This is a genomic window from Micromonospora sp. MGP-C2, from assembly GCF_057766525.1.
Genome location: NZ_JBYMEN010000002.1, coordinates 1,056,546 through 1,073,716 on the forward strand (window position 1 = coordinate 1,056,546; position 17,171 = coordinate 1,073,716).

At 69.5% G+C, this 17,171-nt stretch carries 14 protein-coding genes; 2 read left to right on the forward strand and 12 right to left on the reverse strand.

The features are described 5' to 3' along the window. Positions 1–242 precede the first annotated feature (242 nt). Positions 243–614 (reverse strand): barstar family protein, encoded by a 372-nt coding sequence (locus tag AC3CF1_RS04565; protein WP_488449608.1) that lies wholly within the window; start codon positions 612–614, stop codon positions 243–245. A gap of 73 nt (positions 615–687) precedes the next feature. Then, positions 688–1,137 carry a ribonuclease domain-containing protein gene (locus AC3CF1_RS04570; protein WP_488449609.1) on the reverse strand — a complete coding sequence of 150 codons (450 nt, stop codon included), beginning with the start codon at positions 1,135–1,137 and terminating at the stop codon, positions 688–690. A gap of 267 nt (positions 1,138–1,404) precedes the next feature. Between AC3CF1_RS04570 and AC3CF1_RS04575 the strand changes: the two genes are divergently transcribed. After that, a complete protein-coding gene (locus tag AC3CF1_RS04575; protein ID WP_488449610.1) occupies positions 1,405–2,247 on the forward strand; it encodes a hypothetical protein in 843 nt (280 codons plus the stop codon). Positions 2,248–2,285: 38 nt separating this feature from the next. On the opposite strand, the gene AC3CF1_RS04580 is transcribed toward AC3CF1_RS04575, so the two are convergent. Genes AC3CF1_RS04580 through pglY form a run of 4 tightly spaced genes read right to left on the reverse strand, consistent with a single transcriptional unit; the run spans position 2,286 to position 12,245 of the window. Continuing rightward, on the reverse strand, positions 2,286–4,418 hold the full coding sequence (locus AC3CF1_RS04580; RefSeq protein WP_488449611.1) for a DEAD/DEAH box helicase: 2,133 nt from the start codon (positions 4,416–4,418) through the stop codon (positions 2,286–2,288). 14 nt (positions 4,419–4,432) lie between these two features. Further along, positions 4,433–5,746: a BREX system ATP-binding protein BrxD gene (gene brxD / locus AC3CF1_RS04585; protein WP_488449612.1), complete on the reverse strand. Its 1,314-nt coding sequence runs from the start codon at positions 5,744–5,746 to the stop codon at positions 4,433–4,435. Next, a complete protein-coding gene (pglZ, locus tag AC3CF1_RS04590) occupies positions 5,743–8,484 on the reverse strand; it encodes a BREX-2 system phosphatase PglZ (protein WP_488449613.1) in 2,742 nt (913 codons plus the stop codon). The genes brxD and pglZ overlap by 4 nt, the downstream gene beginning before the upstream one ends. Further along, on the reverse strand, positions 8,481–12,245 hold the full coding sequence (gene pglY / locus AC3CF1_RS04595; RefSeq protein ID WP_488449614.1) for a BREX-2 system ATPase PglY: 3,765 nt from the start codon (positions 12,243–12,245) through the stop codon (positions 8,481–8,483). The genes pglZ and pglY overlap by 4 nt, the downstream gene beginning before the upstream one ends. 228 nt (positions 12,246–12,473) lie before the next feature. Between pglY and AC3CF1_RS04600 the strand changes: the two genes are divergently transcribed. Next, entirely contained in the window at positions 12,474–12,851 is a 378-nt protein-coding gene (locus AC3CF1_RS04600; protein ID WP_488449615.1) for a hypothetical protein, read from the forward strand. A 25-nt stretch (positions 12,852–12,876) separates the two neighbouring features. Here the strand turns inward: AC3CF1_RS04600 and AC3CF1_RS04605 are convergent, their stop codons facing one another. From AC3CF1_RS04605 to AC3CF1_RS04630, 6 genes are all read right to left on the reverse strand, one after another. Next, entirely contained in the window at positions 12,877–13,824 is a 948-nt protein-coding gene (locus tag AC3CF1_RS04605; RefSeq protein ID WP_488449616.1) for a hypothetical protein, read from the reverse strand. Then, positions 13,821–14,441 (reverse strand): thymidylate synthase, encoded by a 621-nt coding sequence (locus AC3CF1_RS04610; protein ID WP_488449617.1) that lies wholly within the window; start codon positions 14,439–14,441, stop codon positions 13,821–13,823. The genes AC3CF1_RS04605 and AC3CF1_RS04610 overlap by 4 nt, the downstream gene beginning before the upstream one ends. A gap of 36 nt (positions 14,442–14,477) precedes the next feature. Next, entirely contained in the window at positions 14,478–14,996 is a 519-nt protein-coding gene (locus tag AC3CF1_RS04615) for a hypothetical protein (RefSeq protein WP_488449618.1), read from the reverse strand. A gap of 85 nt (positions 14,997–15,081) precedes the next feature. Beyond that, positions 15,082–15,729, reverse strand: a complete 648-nt coding sequence (locus AC3CF1_RS04620) for a hypothetical protein (protein ID WP_488449619.1) — start codon at positions 15,727–15,729, stop codon at positions 15,082–15,084. Then, positions 15,726–16,130: a hypothetical protein gene (locus AC3CF1_RS04625; protein WP_488449620.1), complete on the reverse strand. Its 405-nt coding sequence runs from the start codon at positions 16,128–16,130 to the stop codon at positions 15,726–15,728. The genes AC3CF1_RS04620 and AC3CF1_RS04625 overlap by 4 nt, the downstream gene beginning before the upstream one ends. Before the next feature lie 35 nt (positions 16,131–16,165). Continuing rightward, positions 16,166–17,107 carry a hypothetical protein gene (locus AC3CF1_RS04630; RefSeq protein ID WP_488449621.1) on the reverse strand — a complete coding sequence of 314 codons (942 nt, stop codon included), beginning with the start codon at positions 17,105–17,107 and terminating at the stop codon, positions 16,166–16,168. Positions 17,108–17,171 lie beyond the last annotated feature (64 nt).

Here is a 17,171-nt window from a genome sequence, read left to right on the forward strand (position 1 = left end):
TCACCGCCACCGTCACCGTTGCCCGCCGCCGCCGCGACTGTCGGAAACTGAGCACCCGCACAGCTCTCCGCAGCCCCTGCCGCCCGTCCTCAACGGCGGCAGGGCGCGGCGCGGCCGGAGGCGGTCCTGCTCATGAGCGTGATACCTCACAGTCATATTGATGCCTCACAGTCATCACGCTCACCCGCGCATGCGCCTCCGACTGCCCTCACCCACCGAGAGACACCCTCCGCGCGGGCCGGCTAGCGGTCGGCGGGCGAAGCTCCGTGCAGGACCACACGGAGAGGATGTGGGGCGCTGGTGGCGAGATCGCCGAACACGGCGAGCAGCAGGGCGTACTGACCGGCCGGCTCGTCGACGAGCAACTCTCCGGCGTCAACGACCAGCAGGGTGAGCGGGCCGGCGTCCAGCCGGTCCCGGAGCACGTCGGAGAGGGCGTCCCAGGTGCTCCCCAGGTACGCCGGTAGGCCCAGCGCAACGGCCAACGCGGCGAAGAGCGCGGGCCGGGTTCGAGCTGCTCCACCGGACAGCACCACCGCGCCGGGCAGCTCCGGGACGGCGCCGCGGCAGACGGTCAACCAGTCGGGCAGCCGACCGTCGTCCTCGTCGTACATCAGGTTTCTCCTGGTCTGGCTTGTGCGACGACGCCGGGGGCCGGCCGGACGCAGCCGGCCGGCCCCCGGTCGGTCAGAGCCGGTAGAAGTCGGTGTAGTGGTTGGGTGAGAACCAGGTGACCCCGGTGCTGCGGTTCACCACGATCCGGTACGCGTCCCGGGCGGCGCCCTGGGTACGCGGGTAGACGTCGTACTCGTAGTAGGTGGCGTTGGTCGGCAGTTGACCCTCGTAGTTGTAGAACCGGCCGCCGGCGAAGTTGGATTTGCCGGCGCTCCAGGAATACCAGCCGCGGCTGGTCGGGAAGCCCTTGGCGGACCAACCCGAACGGGCGGCCCGGGCGTCCGCGCAGCGGCTGACGGTGCAGGAGCTGTAGACCGCCGCCGAGGCGGAGTCGGTCGACCGCGGGGCCACCACGGACGGGCCGACCAGCGCGGCGGCGACCATGGCGAGGAGCAGGGCGAGAGTGGTGGTACGCCGGCGGATCGCGCCGAGCGTGGCCAACGGGGACACGAGGGTGGACACAGGCTGCCTCCAGAACCATCCGATCCATCGATTCTTGTCATTGGCGAATCCGAACCAGTCTCACCGATGCCGGCCCTGGGCGACAGCCCTCACCACCCCAACTGCTCCCCAATGCTCGGTGAACCCCGGACGATCCACTGCCCCGCCGAGCGGGAGCGACGCGAGCATCCCGATGCCGACCCGGCACCTGGTCCTCGGCGCGGCGACGGGCATTTCGGTCATCGGTTGTTAGCGTGACATGCGGACCCGTGACCGTGGAGGGGTGCCATGACGGACGCTCCCGAGCAGAGGCCGAGGCCCGCGGATCTGTGGCGGCAGCGGGGCGTCCGTGGGCTGACCATCGCCAGGGACGTGAGTGTCGGGGGCTGGCGGTGGTGGGCGCGGACGTGGGATCGGCTGGTGGCCGCGCTCCGGGACGAGGCACCTGTCGGGGCCGGGGCCGGACCGTCCCCGCCAGGCCCGCTCATCGAACAGCGCGACGCGCCCCGGCTGATCGCGGTCCCCGCTCGGGGGTACGTGTACTCGTTCTACGTCCGCGCCACCTTCGCCTGGTCGTCCCCGGCGAGCCTCCGGGCCGAGGTGCTGAGCTGGTACGTGCGGTACTTCGAGCCGAACGCGATCCAGCGGCTGACCCGTCTCGCCGCCGATGCCGCCCGGAACCTGCCGCCGAACCGGGCAGCGGACCTGGAGGTGGCGTTGCAGCGGGCGCTCGCCGACGACCCCGTCTGGAGCTACAGGCGGGGCGAGGTCGTCATCACCTGCCGACCCGACGCCGCCGTCCGGCTCGACGAGCGGATCCTGCCGGCGCTCAAGCCGCATATCGACCGGCTGGTCAAGCTGGAGTACCAGTTCGACGAACAGCTCCGGCAGGCCAGGTACGCCGAGGAGCTGAGCCGTCGGTGGACAGCGATCCTGAACGAACACGTCGATGAGACAGCTGACCAGGACGTCACCGACGCCCGCGACCACATGCTCACCGCCCAGCAGGACGCCGCACGCTGGATCAACGAACTCCTCAGCCACCACCCCGACCACCCCACCGACCCGGCCCCCTCCCCCTCCATCCCACCCCAACAGACTCGCTCGGCCCCTGATTCATCCCCTTCATGATCACTTGATGGTGGGTGGTGGGTTGCGGCGTTCCTGGGTCAGGTAGCGGGGAGGTATGTCACTCGGGCGGGTTCGGCGAGCACCGCCCGTGCCGCGGGGACATCCGCCAATCGGGCGGCAAGAGTAGCGACAGCGAGGCGCTGCGGCAGGGCAGCACTGAATTTGAGACCGGCAATTGCCTTGTCGGTGACGTCCGGTAGACAGATCCGCTCCACCGCATCTGTCATTGCCGCCCGTATCGTCCGACTGTCGAGGTCCGCCCGCAGCCGGATCGACGCGTCGTCATATCGTTGGGTCGGGTCGGCGAGCTCGCTGAGCGTGGCGATCAACGTGGCATTGGCACGGAAGCCGGCCCAAGTCCACCACCGCACCTCACCGTCATTTTCCCTGGCAACCACCGTGCCTGCGGGATGGATGACAGACATCGCGTCCTCCCGCAGATCGGTCAGTCTCGTCTTCGCCCGGCCGGTCAGGGCAACCGGCGGGTCGGCGCCGAGCAGCACATCACGCATCGCCCGGACCATCCGGTACGACAGCCCCTGGGGGGAACCGCCGGTCATCCAGAGCGCCTTTCCCCCACCCTCGGCCGGCTCGACGAAGCAACGGCGGCGCTTCCAGTCGATGTAGGTGACCCGCCAGCTTCGGCCGGCGAGCAGCAGCAGCCGGGGACCGAGCACCTTTGCGGTCAGCAGCGCGGGATCGGTACGACCGATCTCGGTCCGACCGGAGAGCACGGTGAACTGCGGCGCAGCGGTGAACACCGCCAGCATGTCCATGAAGTGCCGGCGCCCGAAGCGCAGTTCCGCTTCGGGTCCGATAAAAAGCATCCCAGAGTCGGTATCGAGGTAGCCCTGTTCGACGAGATGGCGCACGATCACGTCGGCGGTCTTGTCGAAGGGCGCCAGCCCGTTCCACTCCTGCGGCCAGAGGTGGTCACCGACCCGATGTTGTTGCACCGACAGCGCGAGCATCTGCTGGGCGACGATGTGTCGTGGCTCGGGCGGCGGGACGACGGCTTCGACCCAGCCCTGCGCCCAGAGGTGCAGCAGCCCGGCGGCGTGCAGCAGTCCTTCACCGTCCAATGCGAGGAATAGACAGTTGCGGCTGCTGCCGGGCCGTCGACCAGTCCGGCCGATGCGCTGGAGAAACGCGGCGACGCTGCGCGGCGCATTGATTTGGATGACCCGGTCAAGGTCGCCCACGTCGATGCCGAGTTCGAGGGTGCTGGTGGCGACGATGACGCAGTCCCGCTCCTGCACGAACGCCTCTTCAGCTCGCCGCCGCTCGTCGACCGAGAGTGACGCGTGGGAGAGGAACGTCGTCACGTTGAGCGCACGCAGTCGTTGGCCGAGGTCCTCGACCAGCGCTCGGGAATCGCAGAAGACCAGGCGCTTCTGTCCCTGGTGCAGCGACGCGATGACCTTGGCCGCGTTGTGCACCGATCCCACGTAGTCCAGCTCGACCTCGCCGGCCGGCACGGCCGGCGGCCCGGTGCTCAGCGTCGCGCCCAGGTCGGGCGCGACGACCCGCGCCGCCCGCTGACCCCGGCCCGAGCCCTGCAACCAGCTCAACAGCTCGTCCGGGTTACCGACGGTCGCGGAGAGACCGATTCGCTGTATCGGCCGTCCCGCCACGCGGCCGAGACGTTCGAGAACGGCCAGCAGGTGCCAGCCTCGGTCGTCGCCGGCGAACGCGTGCACCTCGTCCACCACGACCGCCCGGAGCTGGCCGAAGAACGAGTCATGGTCGACCGCGGCGCTGACCAGCATCGACTCCAGCGACTCCGGGGTGGTCAGCAGGACGTCGGGCCGGTCACGGAGGATCGCCCGCCGCCGTCCCATCGTCACGTCGCCGTGCCAGAGCGCCGTCCGGCGGCCGAGCCAGCCGGTGTAGGTCTCCAGTCGAGGCAGCAGATTGTTGAGCAGGGCCTTCAGCGGACAGACGTAGATGAGCGAGGTGCCCGACCAGTTCTCCTGCGCCATCCGGGACAACAGCGGGAACACCGCCGCTTCGGTCTTACCTCCTGCGGTAGGCGCCAGCAGCAGGGCGTCCTCCCCGTCGAGCAGCGGACGCACGGCCGCTTCCTGCAGCGGTCGCAGCGCCGGCCACTGCAGGGAGTTCACCACGTGGTGCAGCACAACCGGATGCAGCAGCTCCGCACCACTCGTCATGATTCGACAAGCCCCTACAGCTCGAGCGCGATCTCGTCGGCGCTGTTCGCGTTGCGCTCGACGTCGGTCATCTCGGTCGTCGACAGGGTCGGGGCGTAGTGCTGCCGGGGATCGAACTCGGGGAACTGGTCCACCCGGTCGAGCACCTCCCCCACCAGTTTCTTGAGGAACAGGCGCGGTGCCACCCCCACCTTGCCGCCCAACCCGCCGGCGACCGCACGGGCCAGGGCATCGAGGTACGCATCGTCGACCAGCGCGGACACCCGCTCCGGCGCTGCCGATCCGTCCGCGTACAGGTCGCGGACCCGACCGCCCAACTCGACGAGCGAGTCGACGGTGAAACCCGGCAGGCGAATCTGCACCGCGCGCGGGTTGTCGAAGCGCGGATCGGTGGTGAAGTCGACGGCGAGCCGTTGGGCAAGCGGTGCGAGCCGCTGCACGCCCTGCGGGCCGTCGTAGAAGGCCGGGGTGCCCGTGATGATCAGATACAGCCCGGGGAACCGCCCCGAGTGCACCTCGTCGATGAGCTGCCTCAGCGCGTTCAGCGCCTTGTCGCGGGCATCCGACCGGACCCGTTGCAGCGTCTCCACCTCGTCGAGCACCAGCAACAACCCGGGATGCCCGCTGTCACGCAGCACCGCGAGCAGGCCCTGCAGGAAGCTCAGTGCCGCGAAGTGGTCGAGGTCGCCACGGACGCCGGCGACCCGCCGAGCGGCGGCGGCAACGTGCGGCTGTCCGCCGAGCCAGGCGAGCACAGCGTCAGCGGTGGCCGAGTCGCCCAGTGCGGTGGCGGCGCGGTAGCCGCGAAGCGCCGCGGCGAAGGCGGGGGCGCTTCGGCTGACCGTTGCGAGGCGCTGGTCGAGCAGGCCCTCAACCGCTCGGTCGAGGGCGGAGGTGTCATCGGGCGCGACGTCCCCCGCTGCCAGGACGTCTTCTTCCAACGCGTAGAACCATCCGTCCACCACCGGTCGCAGGGCACTGGCCGAGAACGTCGAGGTGGTGAGCCGCTCGGTGAGTCGGCGGTAGACCGTCTCGAGCTTGTGCAGCGGCGTCTCGTTCTCCGAGACCTGCACCTCCGCGGTCGCGAGGTTGGCGCGTTTCGCCCGCTCGGTGATCCACCGGGTGAAGAACGTCTTTCCGGATCCGTACTCACCACGGACCGCCTTGAAGACGGAGCCGCCGGCGGCGACGGTGTCCAGGTCCGCCCCGATCGCGGCGCCGAACCGGTCCAGCCCCACGGCGAAGAGATCCAGTCCGGCCGACGGCACCGCACCTCGCCGTAGTGCGTCGACCACCTCACGCCGGCGGGCCGGGCTCACCGCACTCACGAAGACCCTCCGGGCAGCCGAAACTGCTCCCGCAGCAGGGGGATGTCCAGCCGGACGGTCCGGTTGTTGTCGGTCAGGGACAGCACCGGGTAGTTATCCACGTTGAAGATCCGCTGCAGGGTGGTGGCGAATCCGGTGGCGCGAGCCGGCACCTCGCCGGCCCGCTGGGCCAGCACGGCCACCGGCAGCACGCCCTTGGCGTCCAGCAGCGCCCGCAGCGCCGCCTGAATCTTCTTGACCTCCAACCGGCGCGGGGTCAGGCCGTGCTGCGCCTCGAACAGCTCGGTGGCGAGCAACGCGTCCACCAGGTCACCGTCGCCAGCAGCCGGTGCCGCTGCGGACGCCGTGGTGCTTTCGGGTACGTCGAACAGCGCCTCGCCTGCGGCTGCGGGCGCCTTCCGGCGTGCCTTCGGTACGGGCGTCTGCCGCGCCGGAGCCACCGGCACCGGCGCGGCAGTCGTCGGCTCCCACCAGTCCGGCCGGCGCTCCTCGACGGCTGCCCAGCCGACCGGCGGCTCGGTCACGTTGGGCAGCAGGTAGGCCAGCAACGGAATGGTCACCTCGGCGAGCGAGGCGCCGCCGTGGTAGCCGGCCTTGCTCGGGCGGTACCGCAGCAGTGGATCCCACAACGCGATGATGCGGTTGCCGTCCGCGACGACGCGGGGGCCGGTCAGCTCGATCTCGCCCGGACCGGCGGGCCCTGGGCCGGTGCGGTGCCGCGCGGAGACGGCGTCGAGCGCCTTGACGTGCTCGCCGCCCCGCTCAAGCACGTGGCCGTGGTCGCTGGTGATGACGACCGCCCGCCCGGAGGAACGGGCTTGGTCGAGCAGGCTCCGCAGGAAGCCGAGGTCGTCGAGCTGCCAACCGGCCTCGTTGCCCTCCCGACCGTACGCCAGGGAGTCGTCCACTGTGTTGATCACGACGGCGACGACGGGCGCCGAACCAGACACCGCCTCAGCCAGTCCGCCGGCCAGCACCTCCCCCGCTCCGCCGCGCGCCGGGCCCTTGTGGAAGATCCGGGAGTCCCTGCCCCACCGGCCGTCGGCGAAGAGCCTGATCTCGTGCTCCTGCTTGCCGGCTCGCAGCGCGCCGGCGAAGAGCGACGTACGGGAAACCGCAGTCAGCGTGGGCAGGGCGGCCACGATCCCTCGCCGCCGGCCCGCGCCGGACCCGGCGAGCGGGTCGTACTCCACCCAGTGCGGGGACAGCTGATCGGCCAGTTGCACGGCGACCGCGGCGCTCATGCCGTCGAGCACGACGAGCAGCACCGGCCGGTCCGCGCGGATCAGCGGGTCGATCACCCGCGGAAGCAGGTTCTCCACCGTCAGCAGGCCACCGTCGTTGCCGGGGCCCGCGGTGGCCCAGGCAGCCAGCCGGCCGGCGAAGGCGCCGTCGAGGTCGCGGCGACGTTGCTGCGCCCGCTCATGGATCTCCCGGAACGCGTGCTGCAGCTGCGGGTGGGCCTCCTCGCCGGCCCAGACGTGGTTGAGTGCGAGGTCCACCCAGCCCCATTCGGCGATCTGCCGGTCCACGCCGTCCGCGACACTCTGCGGCGCTGCCACCGCCGTGCCCAACCAGCGGACGAGCCGCTGCGCCATCCTGATGCGGCGGACCCGCTCGGCCTCGGCGTCGGCGAGCCGGTGCCCGGCGAGGTGCTCGACGGCCTGGTCGAGGGCCGGGTCCGCCGGGTCCCGCAAACCGGCGAGCAGCGCCTGGGCGGCGGCGGCGATCCGCCGGGTGAACCCGGTCCGCAGGATCGGGCTGTGGCCGGCGCTGCTGACCGCGTTGAACTGGATGAGCAGTTGCTCGGCGCGGTCGAGGACGGCGTGCCCCTGTCGCTGCACCTCCGGCACCGGTGCGCTGAGCAGCGCGCTGACCACCTGCACGGCGGCCAACGCGAATCCGCGCACGGTAGCATCGTCGTTGAGGTTGCCGAAGTACTGGTCGACGCGCCCCTGGGCGCGTACCGCGTCGGCGCTGTCAGTGCTCCAGAGCGCGTCGCAGACCAGACCCAGGGGCAGGGCTTCCGCGCCATGTCCGGCCGCGATGAGCGCGAACAACGCCTTGGCCGGTCGGCCGAACTGTTCCACCAGCCAACGGCCGAGCCCGTCCCGTTCGGCCTCCCGCAGCAACCCGTACGCCTCGACGGCGCCCGGTTCCGCGCTCCAGCGCAGCAGGGTCGTCACGTCGAGGTCGTCCGGGGCCTCGCCCCGATGATCGAGGCCGAGACGCACCGCGGCGAGGTGCCGCAGGGCGACGTCCCGGGTCAGCACGGAGGTGGTGAGCTTCGGCCAGCCCGCCGGCGGCATCGCGTCGAGCAGCGCCACACCGGCCCACGATTCGCGTTCCAGCGCGCTGTCCGGCACTTGCGCGCCGAACGCGTCGACGACCAGGTCCCACGGCTCGACGGTGATGACCCGCTGCCGGAAGATCCGGCTCCGCACGCCGTGGTGCAGGACTGACTCCGGGACATCGGTGAGCAGGACCAGCACCTCGTCGCCCCGCTCGGCGACGAGGTGCTCCCAGACGGCGAGCGGCGACACGCACGGCACGACCCGGACCGGACGTCCATCGGGCAGCAGCACCATGGGGTCGTGCGGCCACGCCGGTTCGGCCCGCACGACCAGCACCGGGTACGCGTCGCCGTTGCGGTGCCGTTCGAGCTGCTGCGCCACCTTCTGCCGCAGCGCCACCGGGTTGATCCGCAGCGCCTGAGCGGCGGCAGGTGCCTGAGTCACGACACGATTCTCCAGGTCACCTCGATAGTCGCGTCACCCTGGTCAGCGGCGAAGGCGCGCAGTTGCTCCACGGCTCGGTCGAGGTCGCCGGCCGCCACCGAGACACGACCGCTCGGCTTGTCGATCTCGCCCTCTGGAATCCGAGGCGTCTCCTCGTCGAGCGGGCGGCGCGGTTGGACGATTTCGTCCTTGCCCTCGTCACGTCCGGGCACGTAGACGATTTCCGGCTTGCGGGTGGCGCGACGCAACAGTGCGGTCGCGTCGCCCTGGGCGCGGCGCAGGGCCGGGGCGAGTGGCGCGGTCAGCTCGTCAGCCTGCGCCACCCGGCGCAGCTCGGCGAAGATCGCAGCCGCTTCGGCCGCGTGCGGCTCAGGCAGACCAGCCACGATCTCGAAGGTGTCCCAGGGCGCGGCGGCCAACGCCGCCGACACCTGCGAAGCACTGCTGATGCTCCGACCGGTGCGGTCGGCGGGGCCGGCGAGTTCCGCGCGGGCGAGCCGTTCGACCGCCTCCACCGCCGACCGTCCGTTGACCAGCGTCTCCAACAGGTCAGCGGCGGCCCTGGCCGTGGCGAGCCGGCCGGACTCCTGATCGATCTTCAGCCAGCTTGCGTGCTGTTGTAGACGAGCGACCAAGCCGTGAGCGGCTTCACGATGACGAGTCGCACTGGTGACCAGGTCCCGGCCGAACATCGCCACCAGCCGACCCCGCCGCAGGGCGAGCGGCTGAACTCCGAAAACCGCGGCGGACCGGGCACGGGCGATGTCCCAGTCCTCCTCGCCGGGCAGACGCTGCTCGCGCAGCGTGTGATCGGCGGTGATCCTGCCGAGTTCCGGAGCGGGGATCACCTCGCTGCCGTGCAGGTGGAACGCACGGTCGGTCTGCTCGGCGAAGGTCGCCACCACCAGCTGCGCGACGATCGGGTCGAGACCCCGTGGGCTCGGGTCGTCGATCCAGCGCAGGAGGTCGGCCACCCGCAGGTCGCCCGTGATGCCCTCGGCGGCGGCCCGGCGGTGGAAGTGCTGGGTCCACTGCCCCTCGATGACGAACGCCGCCTCGTGCATGGTGCCGAGCTGAAGCGGGTTGGCGATCCGGCGCAGGGTCTGCCGGTTTGCCCGCTCGACCTCGACGCGTCCCTCCGGTGACTCGACGGCCCGCCGGACGTGGTCGAGGACGACCTTGACGTCAGGCAGGCGTACGGCCTCGCCCTTGCGGTCGGGGTCGAAGTCAGGGTGGGCCGGGAACTGCTGGCCGAGCATCTGGTCGCCGATGCTGCGCAGCGCGTCGTTGAAGGTGGCGCCCATGGGCAGCTTCGGCTCCAGGGCGCGGGTGAGCGACTGGAGGTGGTCGTCGAATCCGAGCTGCACGTCGGTGGGCTGCTTGCCGGCCAGCCCGTACGCCTGGCGCAGCACGGCCTGCATCTTGGCCAGCAGCGCGCTGCGCTGGTTGGTCAGCGCGGCGTGCGCCCGGCGCCGGTCGTCGGGGTTGAGGTGCTCGGCGTGGCTGTCGAAGCGCTGCCCTTCGAGCAGCTTGTCGATGATGACGAGCTTGCCCAGCTCGGTGCGGCGTTCGATGGTCAGCGCGGCCGGGATCCAGCAAACGGTGCGAGGGCTCATCCGGCTGGTCAGCTCCTGCACCCGCTGCCGGTCGTCGGCCGGGCCGTGGCTGCCGTCGTCGAACGGGTAGTCGATGATCATCCGCCAGCCGGCCGGGTCGTTCGGGTGGAACGCCTCGTCCCGGATGTCGTGCGGGTCGCGGACGTTGCCGTAGACCAGCTCGACCGTGCGGCGACTCCCCCGCCAGGTCAGCCCCGCCTCGGCGAAGAACGAGTCGCTCCACGGCACGCCGAGCTGCTGCCAGAGCAGCCGCTGGACGATGTGCTTGCGGGCGCCCTCGTTGTCGTAGTGCTTGGCGGTGGCGAGGACGCTGTCGACGTCCACGCCGACCAGCTCCAGCGACACGATCGGGTCGTCGCCCTCGCCGATGCGGATCTCGGCGAACCGGCCGGCCCAGTCGGCGAGCTTCCGGTTGACCTGGGCGACCTCGCCCCCGGGGATCGGGCTGGTGATGCTGCCGTGGTTGAGCGCCGAGAGGCGTCGGGCGGTGAGGTTGCGCAGCGCCGGAACGCTGGGGGCCAAGGCGGCGAGAAGCAGCGTCTTGATCAGCCGGTCGTCGCCGGTGAAGGCCCGAATGCGCCCGGCCATCTCGGTGGGCTGCGCGTCGCCGCGGCGGGCTGCGTCCAGGTCGTCGTCGGTGAGGTCGTACTGGCCGAGCAGGTAGGGGCGGAGCTTCAGGTCGTACAGCTTCTGAGCCATCTCGAACTCGGCCTTGAGCTTCTCGGTGAAGGGCTGGTCGCCGCCGCCGCTGATCACGTCATAAAGGTCGCCGAGCGGGACGAGCTGACCGAGGCGCAGGGTGTCGCGGCGGTCGACCAGCAGCTGCCGCATCAGCTTGAGCGCGGTGCGGGAGCGCTGCAGCGCGCTGGAGACGTGCACCAGCGTGGAGAGGAACGCCGGGCTGAACGGGTACGTCGAGCGGAAGGCGTCGATGTCGGCGCCGCTGCCCGAGTCGGTGCCGAGCAGGGTGTCGAACACCTCCCGGCGTACCTTTGTGGTGGCGTCGAAGGCCCTGCCGATCGCCTCGCCCGCCGTGATGTCGCGGGGTTTGAGCAGCCGGCGGCGGGCGATCTCGGGAAGGTTGCGGTCCTCCAACTTGATCACGTCGAAGCGGCCGCTGGCCAGGTTGAGGGTGTCCTGGTAGCTCAGCTCGTTGGCGCCGGTGACCTCCTCGCCGACAAGTTCGCGCAGGTCGCGCTGCCGGGCGATGAAGCTGACCACCGGGATCGGCCGACGGGTGTCGCCGCCCTCGACGAAGTTGGTGATCTTCTGGATCTCGCGGGAGACGAACTGCTGGTCGCCGATGGAGTTGGCCAACCAGAGGATCAGCTCGTCGAGGAAGAGAATCAGGCCGTGGTAGCCGAGCTCCTTGGCGTGCCGGCTGATCTCGGTCAAACCCCGGTCGAGCGAGACGAACGCCTCAGCGTCCTCCCGGGCGTTGCTGAAGAAGCCCTTGTTCCAGCTGGTCAGCAGGTCGTTTACGAGCTTGCGGCGCAGCTCGTCGGAGTACGCGCCGGCGAACGCCTGGTCCAACCGCTCGGACGTCCAGAAGGTCTCGCTCTCGCCCCACTCGTCCTCGACGTCCCCGCCGGGCAGGCCGTCGATGAACTGCTTGTCACCGATCTTCTCCCGCAGCGAGGCGGCCTGCTCCAGCAGCGAGTCGGTGCGGTGCACGGCCGGGATGGACGCGTCGGGGTGCAGGGCACGCACCCGGTCGACGTAGCCGCCGAGCACCCGCTGCTCGAGCGAGCGGGCGTCGAGGAGGTGGTACGGGACCAGCAGGAACTTGCGGCCGTCCAGCCACACGCTGTGCTTGGCGACCAGCGGGGCCAACTCGTCCCGGCCCCGGGCGGCGGCCTCGCCTCGCAGCAGCGCATGCAGCACCGCCATGAAGTGCGACTTGCCGGAGCCGAAGGAGCCGTGCAGGTAGGCGGCCTTCGACGCGTGTCCCTCGACCGCGGAGCGGATCAACCCGAGCGCCTCGTCGAAGTTGCCGACCAGCCGGTCCGTGACGACGTAGTCACGAAGGGTGGCGTCGGCGTCGGCGACACTGTCGGCGAGCTTGAGCACGAAGTCGCTCGTGCTCGTGCGCTCCGGGATGTCGATGAACTCCCGGAGCAGCGGCGCGGGGCTGGGCGAAGACATGCTGCATACCGTACCGATCCAGCCGTCACGCGTAGGACCCGCGCGCCCGACGCCGCGTCGGCATTGCGACGCGGCTGCCAGAACCTGGTGGTGATTGAGTCGCAGCGAGCCTTCGTGGGACCCTTCACTCATGCTGACGTCGCATCTGCTTTCAGAAGCTGCGGTATGAGACTGTTCCGAACGAAGAGCCACCTCGACCGTGAGGAATGCAGGGCGACCATCGCGGCGGTGTCAGCGTTCTCGTCGATGTCGCACATCGCGTGGGAGGTGAACGATTGTGCGGCGGGTCAACCCCTGCCGACGCTTGCCGAAAGCCTGATCCAAGCTCGTCGCGACGGGCGCGCGCTCCACCTGCCCAAGGATTCCCGGCACTGGCTGGATCTGAGATACCAGTATCCCGACACCGGGTACTCCCTGGCCCTAGTGCTCGTCTGGTCATTCGCCGTAACTCGACTGCCGGATGACGGCCCGGGCTCAGGGGACTACGTGCGGATCGCGACGTGGCATCTGCGCCAATTTTTGCCGCACTCCGCGCTCAGCGCCCTCCCGGCCGTCGAGGGCGCCTTCGACCGGCATCGTCAGTCGATGAAGGCACTGGCCGGCTGAGCGAGCATGACCGGAGCGGTGGTGATTACGGGAACCGCTGCCGGGCCGCCCGTTCGAGGTGCATCAGCAGCAGGAAGGGCTTCGCCCTCTGCACCGCCTTTCGCCAAGTGAGCGCGCGGAGACCGTACTTGAAGACGACGGTTGACGGCACGGTGGCGGCCAGGACGTCCCATACCACTTCCTGCGCCACCTGACCGGCGATCTGGGGCCGGGCGAACTCCGCGACGGTCTCGCGGTAGCGGCGGGCCAGCTCGCGCGCCGTTGCTTCGGGGGTGAGGACAGGGTCGTAGCCCCGCGAGACCGCTAGCAGCGATTCGTCAAGCAAGCTTCGGAAGTCGGCGTTGTATCGTCGCGACTCGATGATCTGGTCGACGCTCAGCTGGTCCAGGGGGCCGATCTGAAGTTGCCCCAGCACGTCTCGAACGACCGCCGCATCGAAGCGTTCCGACGGCGGCCGTCCGAGGCTCTTGGCGAGTTGGGCCTTCACCGCGGGATTGGACAACATGCCGTCCTGCTTGAGTTCCGAGGAGATGACGAGGGAAGCCATGTGGTTGCGCAGGCTGACGATCTCCGCCGGCCCCTGCCGGAGGGCAGGGGCCCCAACCTCGGACTGCCGGTACGCCTCTTCCCGGATCGCCCGCATCACTTCGTCCATGCGGGTCAGGCTCTCCCGCATCTGCCGCTGCGGGATCACCAGGTCGGCGCGGCGTCCTGGGCCCGCGCCCCGCCCGAACCTCACCCTGCCGCCGTCATTGACCTCGTACTCGTGACCCCAGAGCCTCAGCAGTCCGGCTTCGTGCAGCTCGTCGATGCGTCGGTTAATCTCGGAAGCGCGTCCGCGGTATGCGGCGGCGACCTCGAAGGAGGCCCGCAGGACGATGCGGTCGGAGAAGAACACGACCGCCTGCAGGACCTTGTCGATGGTGTGCGTGTCGACCAGACCGCTGTCCAGCAGCGTGAGCGATCGTGTCACTGCGCCCCCGCGAGGTAGGTGAGGTAGTCGACCTCGTACAGGTGAGTGCTGAACGAGTGGTAGCAGACCTTGCTGCCGCCCAGCCCCAGAGCGAGCGTGGCGTCCGATGCCAGCTGGGCGAAGGTGAGCAGCTCCGGAACAAAGCCGACCCATACATCGACACTCCGCGCTGTCAGGAAGAGGACCAGGTCACCGCCGACGATCCTCAGGGCACCGCCGACCGGCGAAACCGGGAAGCGGCCTCCGAGGTCCTCGTCCGGCCGCCACATGGAGAACACGGCCGAGCGGCTGTGCTCGTCCTGTCGGAGCATGGCGACGGCCTGCTCGAACTGGTCGACCGGCGATCCATCGGCCGTGGGCCACCTGCGCAACCGTTGATGGAGCAGCGACGACTCGCGCTGATCGCCGAAGATTCGGTCCCGGTAATCCTTGATCAGTTCCGGATACAGGTAACCGGGCGGGGGTGTCAGGTCTGCCGGGTTCTGCAGCCATACCGTCAGCCCCGGGATGTCGAAACAGATGCCGTGCCGTGTCGCGACCCGGGTCGGCAGGTGACGCGAGAACACCGAGATGACGTCGTGCCAGCCGGACGAGACGGTTGCCACCTCAAGCTCCACCGGTAGGTCCTCCTGGCGGTCTCAACATCACGCACCTCACCCCTTTATTCCGTCACCGGCAAGCGGCGGGCCGGACAACGTCTGCAGATACTTGTTCGACTGGTAGAACGCCTCGATACTGTCGGTGTCCCACCACCCGGTGAGAACGGGCTGAACGATCAGGTCGGGCCGGTGGAATCTCACGGCTCCGGAATCAAGGCAGGCGCCCGGCGAGAGGTCATTGGTGTCCCGGCGCCGCAGGCGGACCAGGTCCACTCCCTCGAACCAGATGCCGAGCCGCACGAGCACCCGCCGCACCGCGATGTCCTGGAGGTGCTGTGCGCCCGGCCGTTGGCAGGTGTAGTCCAATCCCGACTCGACGTCGTCGACGCTGACGTCGTAGACGTTGCGTGCCCTGGTCAGCAACGTCCTGCGAAGCTCCGGATCGGCGACGAGCCGCCGGAAATAGGCGTCCTCGTAGAGTGCGAGTGCTCCTGGCCACGGATGCGACACCGGCCCGATGCGCCAAGCAAGGCGCCAGCGGCCCGGTCCGAACTGCTCGTCCCATTGCGCCACCAGCGTCGGCCGGCGAGATCCCAGGTGGCCCGGCCGCTCGACGTCGACCCAACTCCACCTCACGGGTCTTTTCCCCAGCCTCGGCTCACGCGACACGTTCCGGCTGTGGCGCGCTGTCGCAGAAGCCAGGGATGCCCAACACCGGCAGAGCGTCCAGATCGATCAGCCTCTGCCCGCGGGGCGGCGACGTACGGGTCACAACGCACATGTCCGTGGCGAGAAGAGGCACTTCCACATCCAGCCCGTTCGCCGCCAGGGTCTCACCCGACGTCACGAGAAGCACACCGGCACCGTGGGGGTCAGCGCGGATGACGCCTTCGGTTGATCCATGCAGTTGAACGATCCTGACCGGTCGCGCCTCGGCCCGCGCGGCCAGCCACGCACGCGTGATGGCCGGGTACTCCGTGTAGATCGTGTCGATCTCTCGGCCCGCGACGGTGCAATAGGTGACAAAAGACGTGCGGACTGCCGGCAGCGCGTACATGCGGAGCGCCCGGCCGTGGGCGAGCCACCACTCGACACAGACGTCGTAACCCGTGATGCCCACGTCGACAGCCTCAGACGCCACCAGTTCGGGTACGTCGAAACCGCGGCAGAAGACGAGCGTGTCGTCACCTGACCGGTGCCACAGCGACCTTGGATGCGCCTCACCCAGACCGGCGAAGAGACTGCCGACGACGTCCCGGACCGGGCCGTACAGTCGGCTGGACGAGCCAGGCGCCGCGACAATCACAATGGCGTCCTCGCCGCAGCCCTGTTCAGCGACCGCACCTCCGCGTCGATGTGGTCGACCGGAACCACCGCGTCGACCAATGCCCGGAGCGCGAACTCGGCCGGCTGCTCGGAAAAGAGGATGGCCCTGCCCTGCCCGACTGCGTAGCCGACCTCAATACACACGCTGACGCCCGCGTAGCCACCGTTGGCGACGACAAAGATCGCGTCGGACTTGGAGATCTTCGCGAGAAATTCGCGGGTGAGCTGGACCTTGTCCGACTCGTGGACGGTCACCCGTTGCTCGTTGTAGTCATAACGGGGGGTGTAGACGGTCATTCCCAGAGCACGGAACGCCGCCTCCGCGCGCTGCGCGGTGTCGTAGAACTTTGAGCTGCTGCAAATTGTGATGGCCTCGATCACCGACGTCGTTCCTCCATGTGCGGGTCAGCATTTCCTCAGGTGAGCGATATCAGATGTCGAGGGCGTTCTAGGTAATCCACACCAAGTCGCCGGCGGAGAATTTTCTCCCAGACCGCCGAGGGCGCTTCGGACTCGGCCGGTCGAGGCAGCCGCCGACGGTCGGCGAGCGCGGGATAGTCCAGATGGAACGGCCGTACCGCGAGCCGTCGCGGAAGCCCTGTGCTGATTCTGGTCAACTCGTCGAAGAGCGTCTCGAGTTGGAGTGGGGTCCAGTCGGTGGCACCGACCGCCGGGAACACGTCGAAGCCCAGTTCGAGCGCGAAGGCGATCCCGTCCCTGATCGCCGGCCAGTTACCGCTGCCGGGTGGATGGTGCAGGGTGGTGTGCAGCTTGATTCGACGCAGCCAGTCGCGTTCCGGTACGGCGAGTCGCACGCTGCCCTGCCCCCAGGCGTAAGGGAGGGCCGAGAGGTTCGACTCCACCTTGAGGACGACGGACGGGAGCAGTCCACGTTCGACCAGGACGCGGTAGATCTCGATGACGAGGGACGGGGCGAGCAGGGGCTCGCCGCCGCTCACCCGCAGCAGGCTGAGCTTGCGGCCCGTCTCAAGCGCCATCCCGCGGAGCGCGACGAAGTCGTCCACCACGGCGTCCGCGGCGGCGACAAAGCTGTCGCGGCCGGCCAGATGGCGGTAGTCGACGTAGCAGTAGGAACACCGGAAGTTGCACGCGGCAACGTGGGTGATGGCCGCCAGGTTGTGCTCGGTCCAGTGCCCGCCAATAGCCGCAGCGACCGTCACCGGGCTGTCGGAGAGGTTGGCCACGTGGCGCAGTTCGGCGAACTCGGGAAGCGACGTGGGCAGCCGCATCCGCTCCCGTTTTACCGGAGTGAAGAAGCGGAACTGCCGGGTCTGCACACCGCCGAGGGACGTCTCGCGGAGATCGGTGAAGGCGTATTCGCCCCCGCCGACATTCACGAGCCGATAGGCCCTGGCCAGTAGGGGTCTGTCATTCGGTCCGGACACCGACACACTGCTGACC

What these genes read in the sequence shown, in the direction of transcription:
- AC3CF1_RS04575 (WP_488449610.1), top strand. Translation starts at nt 1,405, where the DNA reads ATGACGGACGCTCCCGAGCAGAGGCCGAGGCCCGCGGATCTGTGGCGG.
- AC3CF1_RS04565 (WP_488449608.1), bottom strand. Translation starts at nt 614, where the DNA reads ATGTACGACGAGGACGACGGTCGGCTGCCCGACTGGTTGACCGTCTGC.
- pglY (WP_488449614.1), bottom strand. Translation starts at nt 12,245, where the DNA reads ATGTCTTCGCCCAGCCCCGCGCCGCTGCTCCGGGAGTTCATCGACATC.
- AC3CF1_RS04580 (WP_488449611.1), bottom strand. Translation starts at nt 4,418, where the DNA reads ATGACGAGTGGTGCGGAGCTGCTGCATCCGGTTGTGCTGCACCACGTG.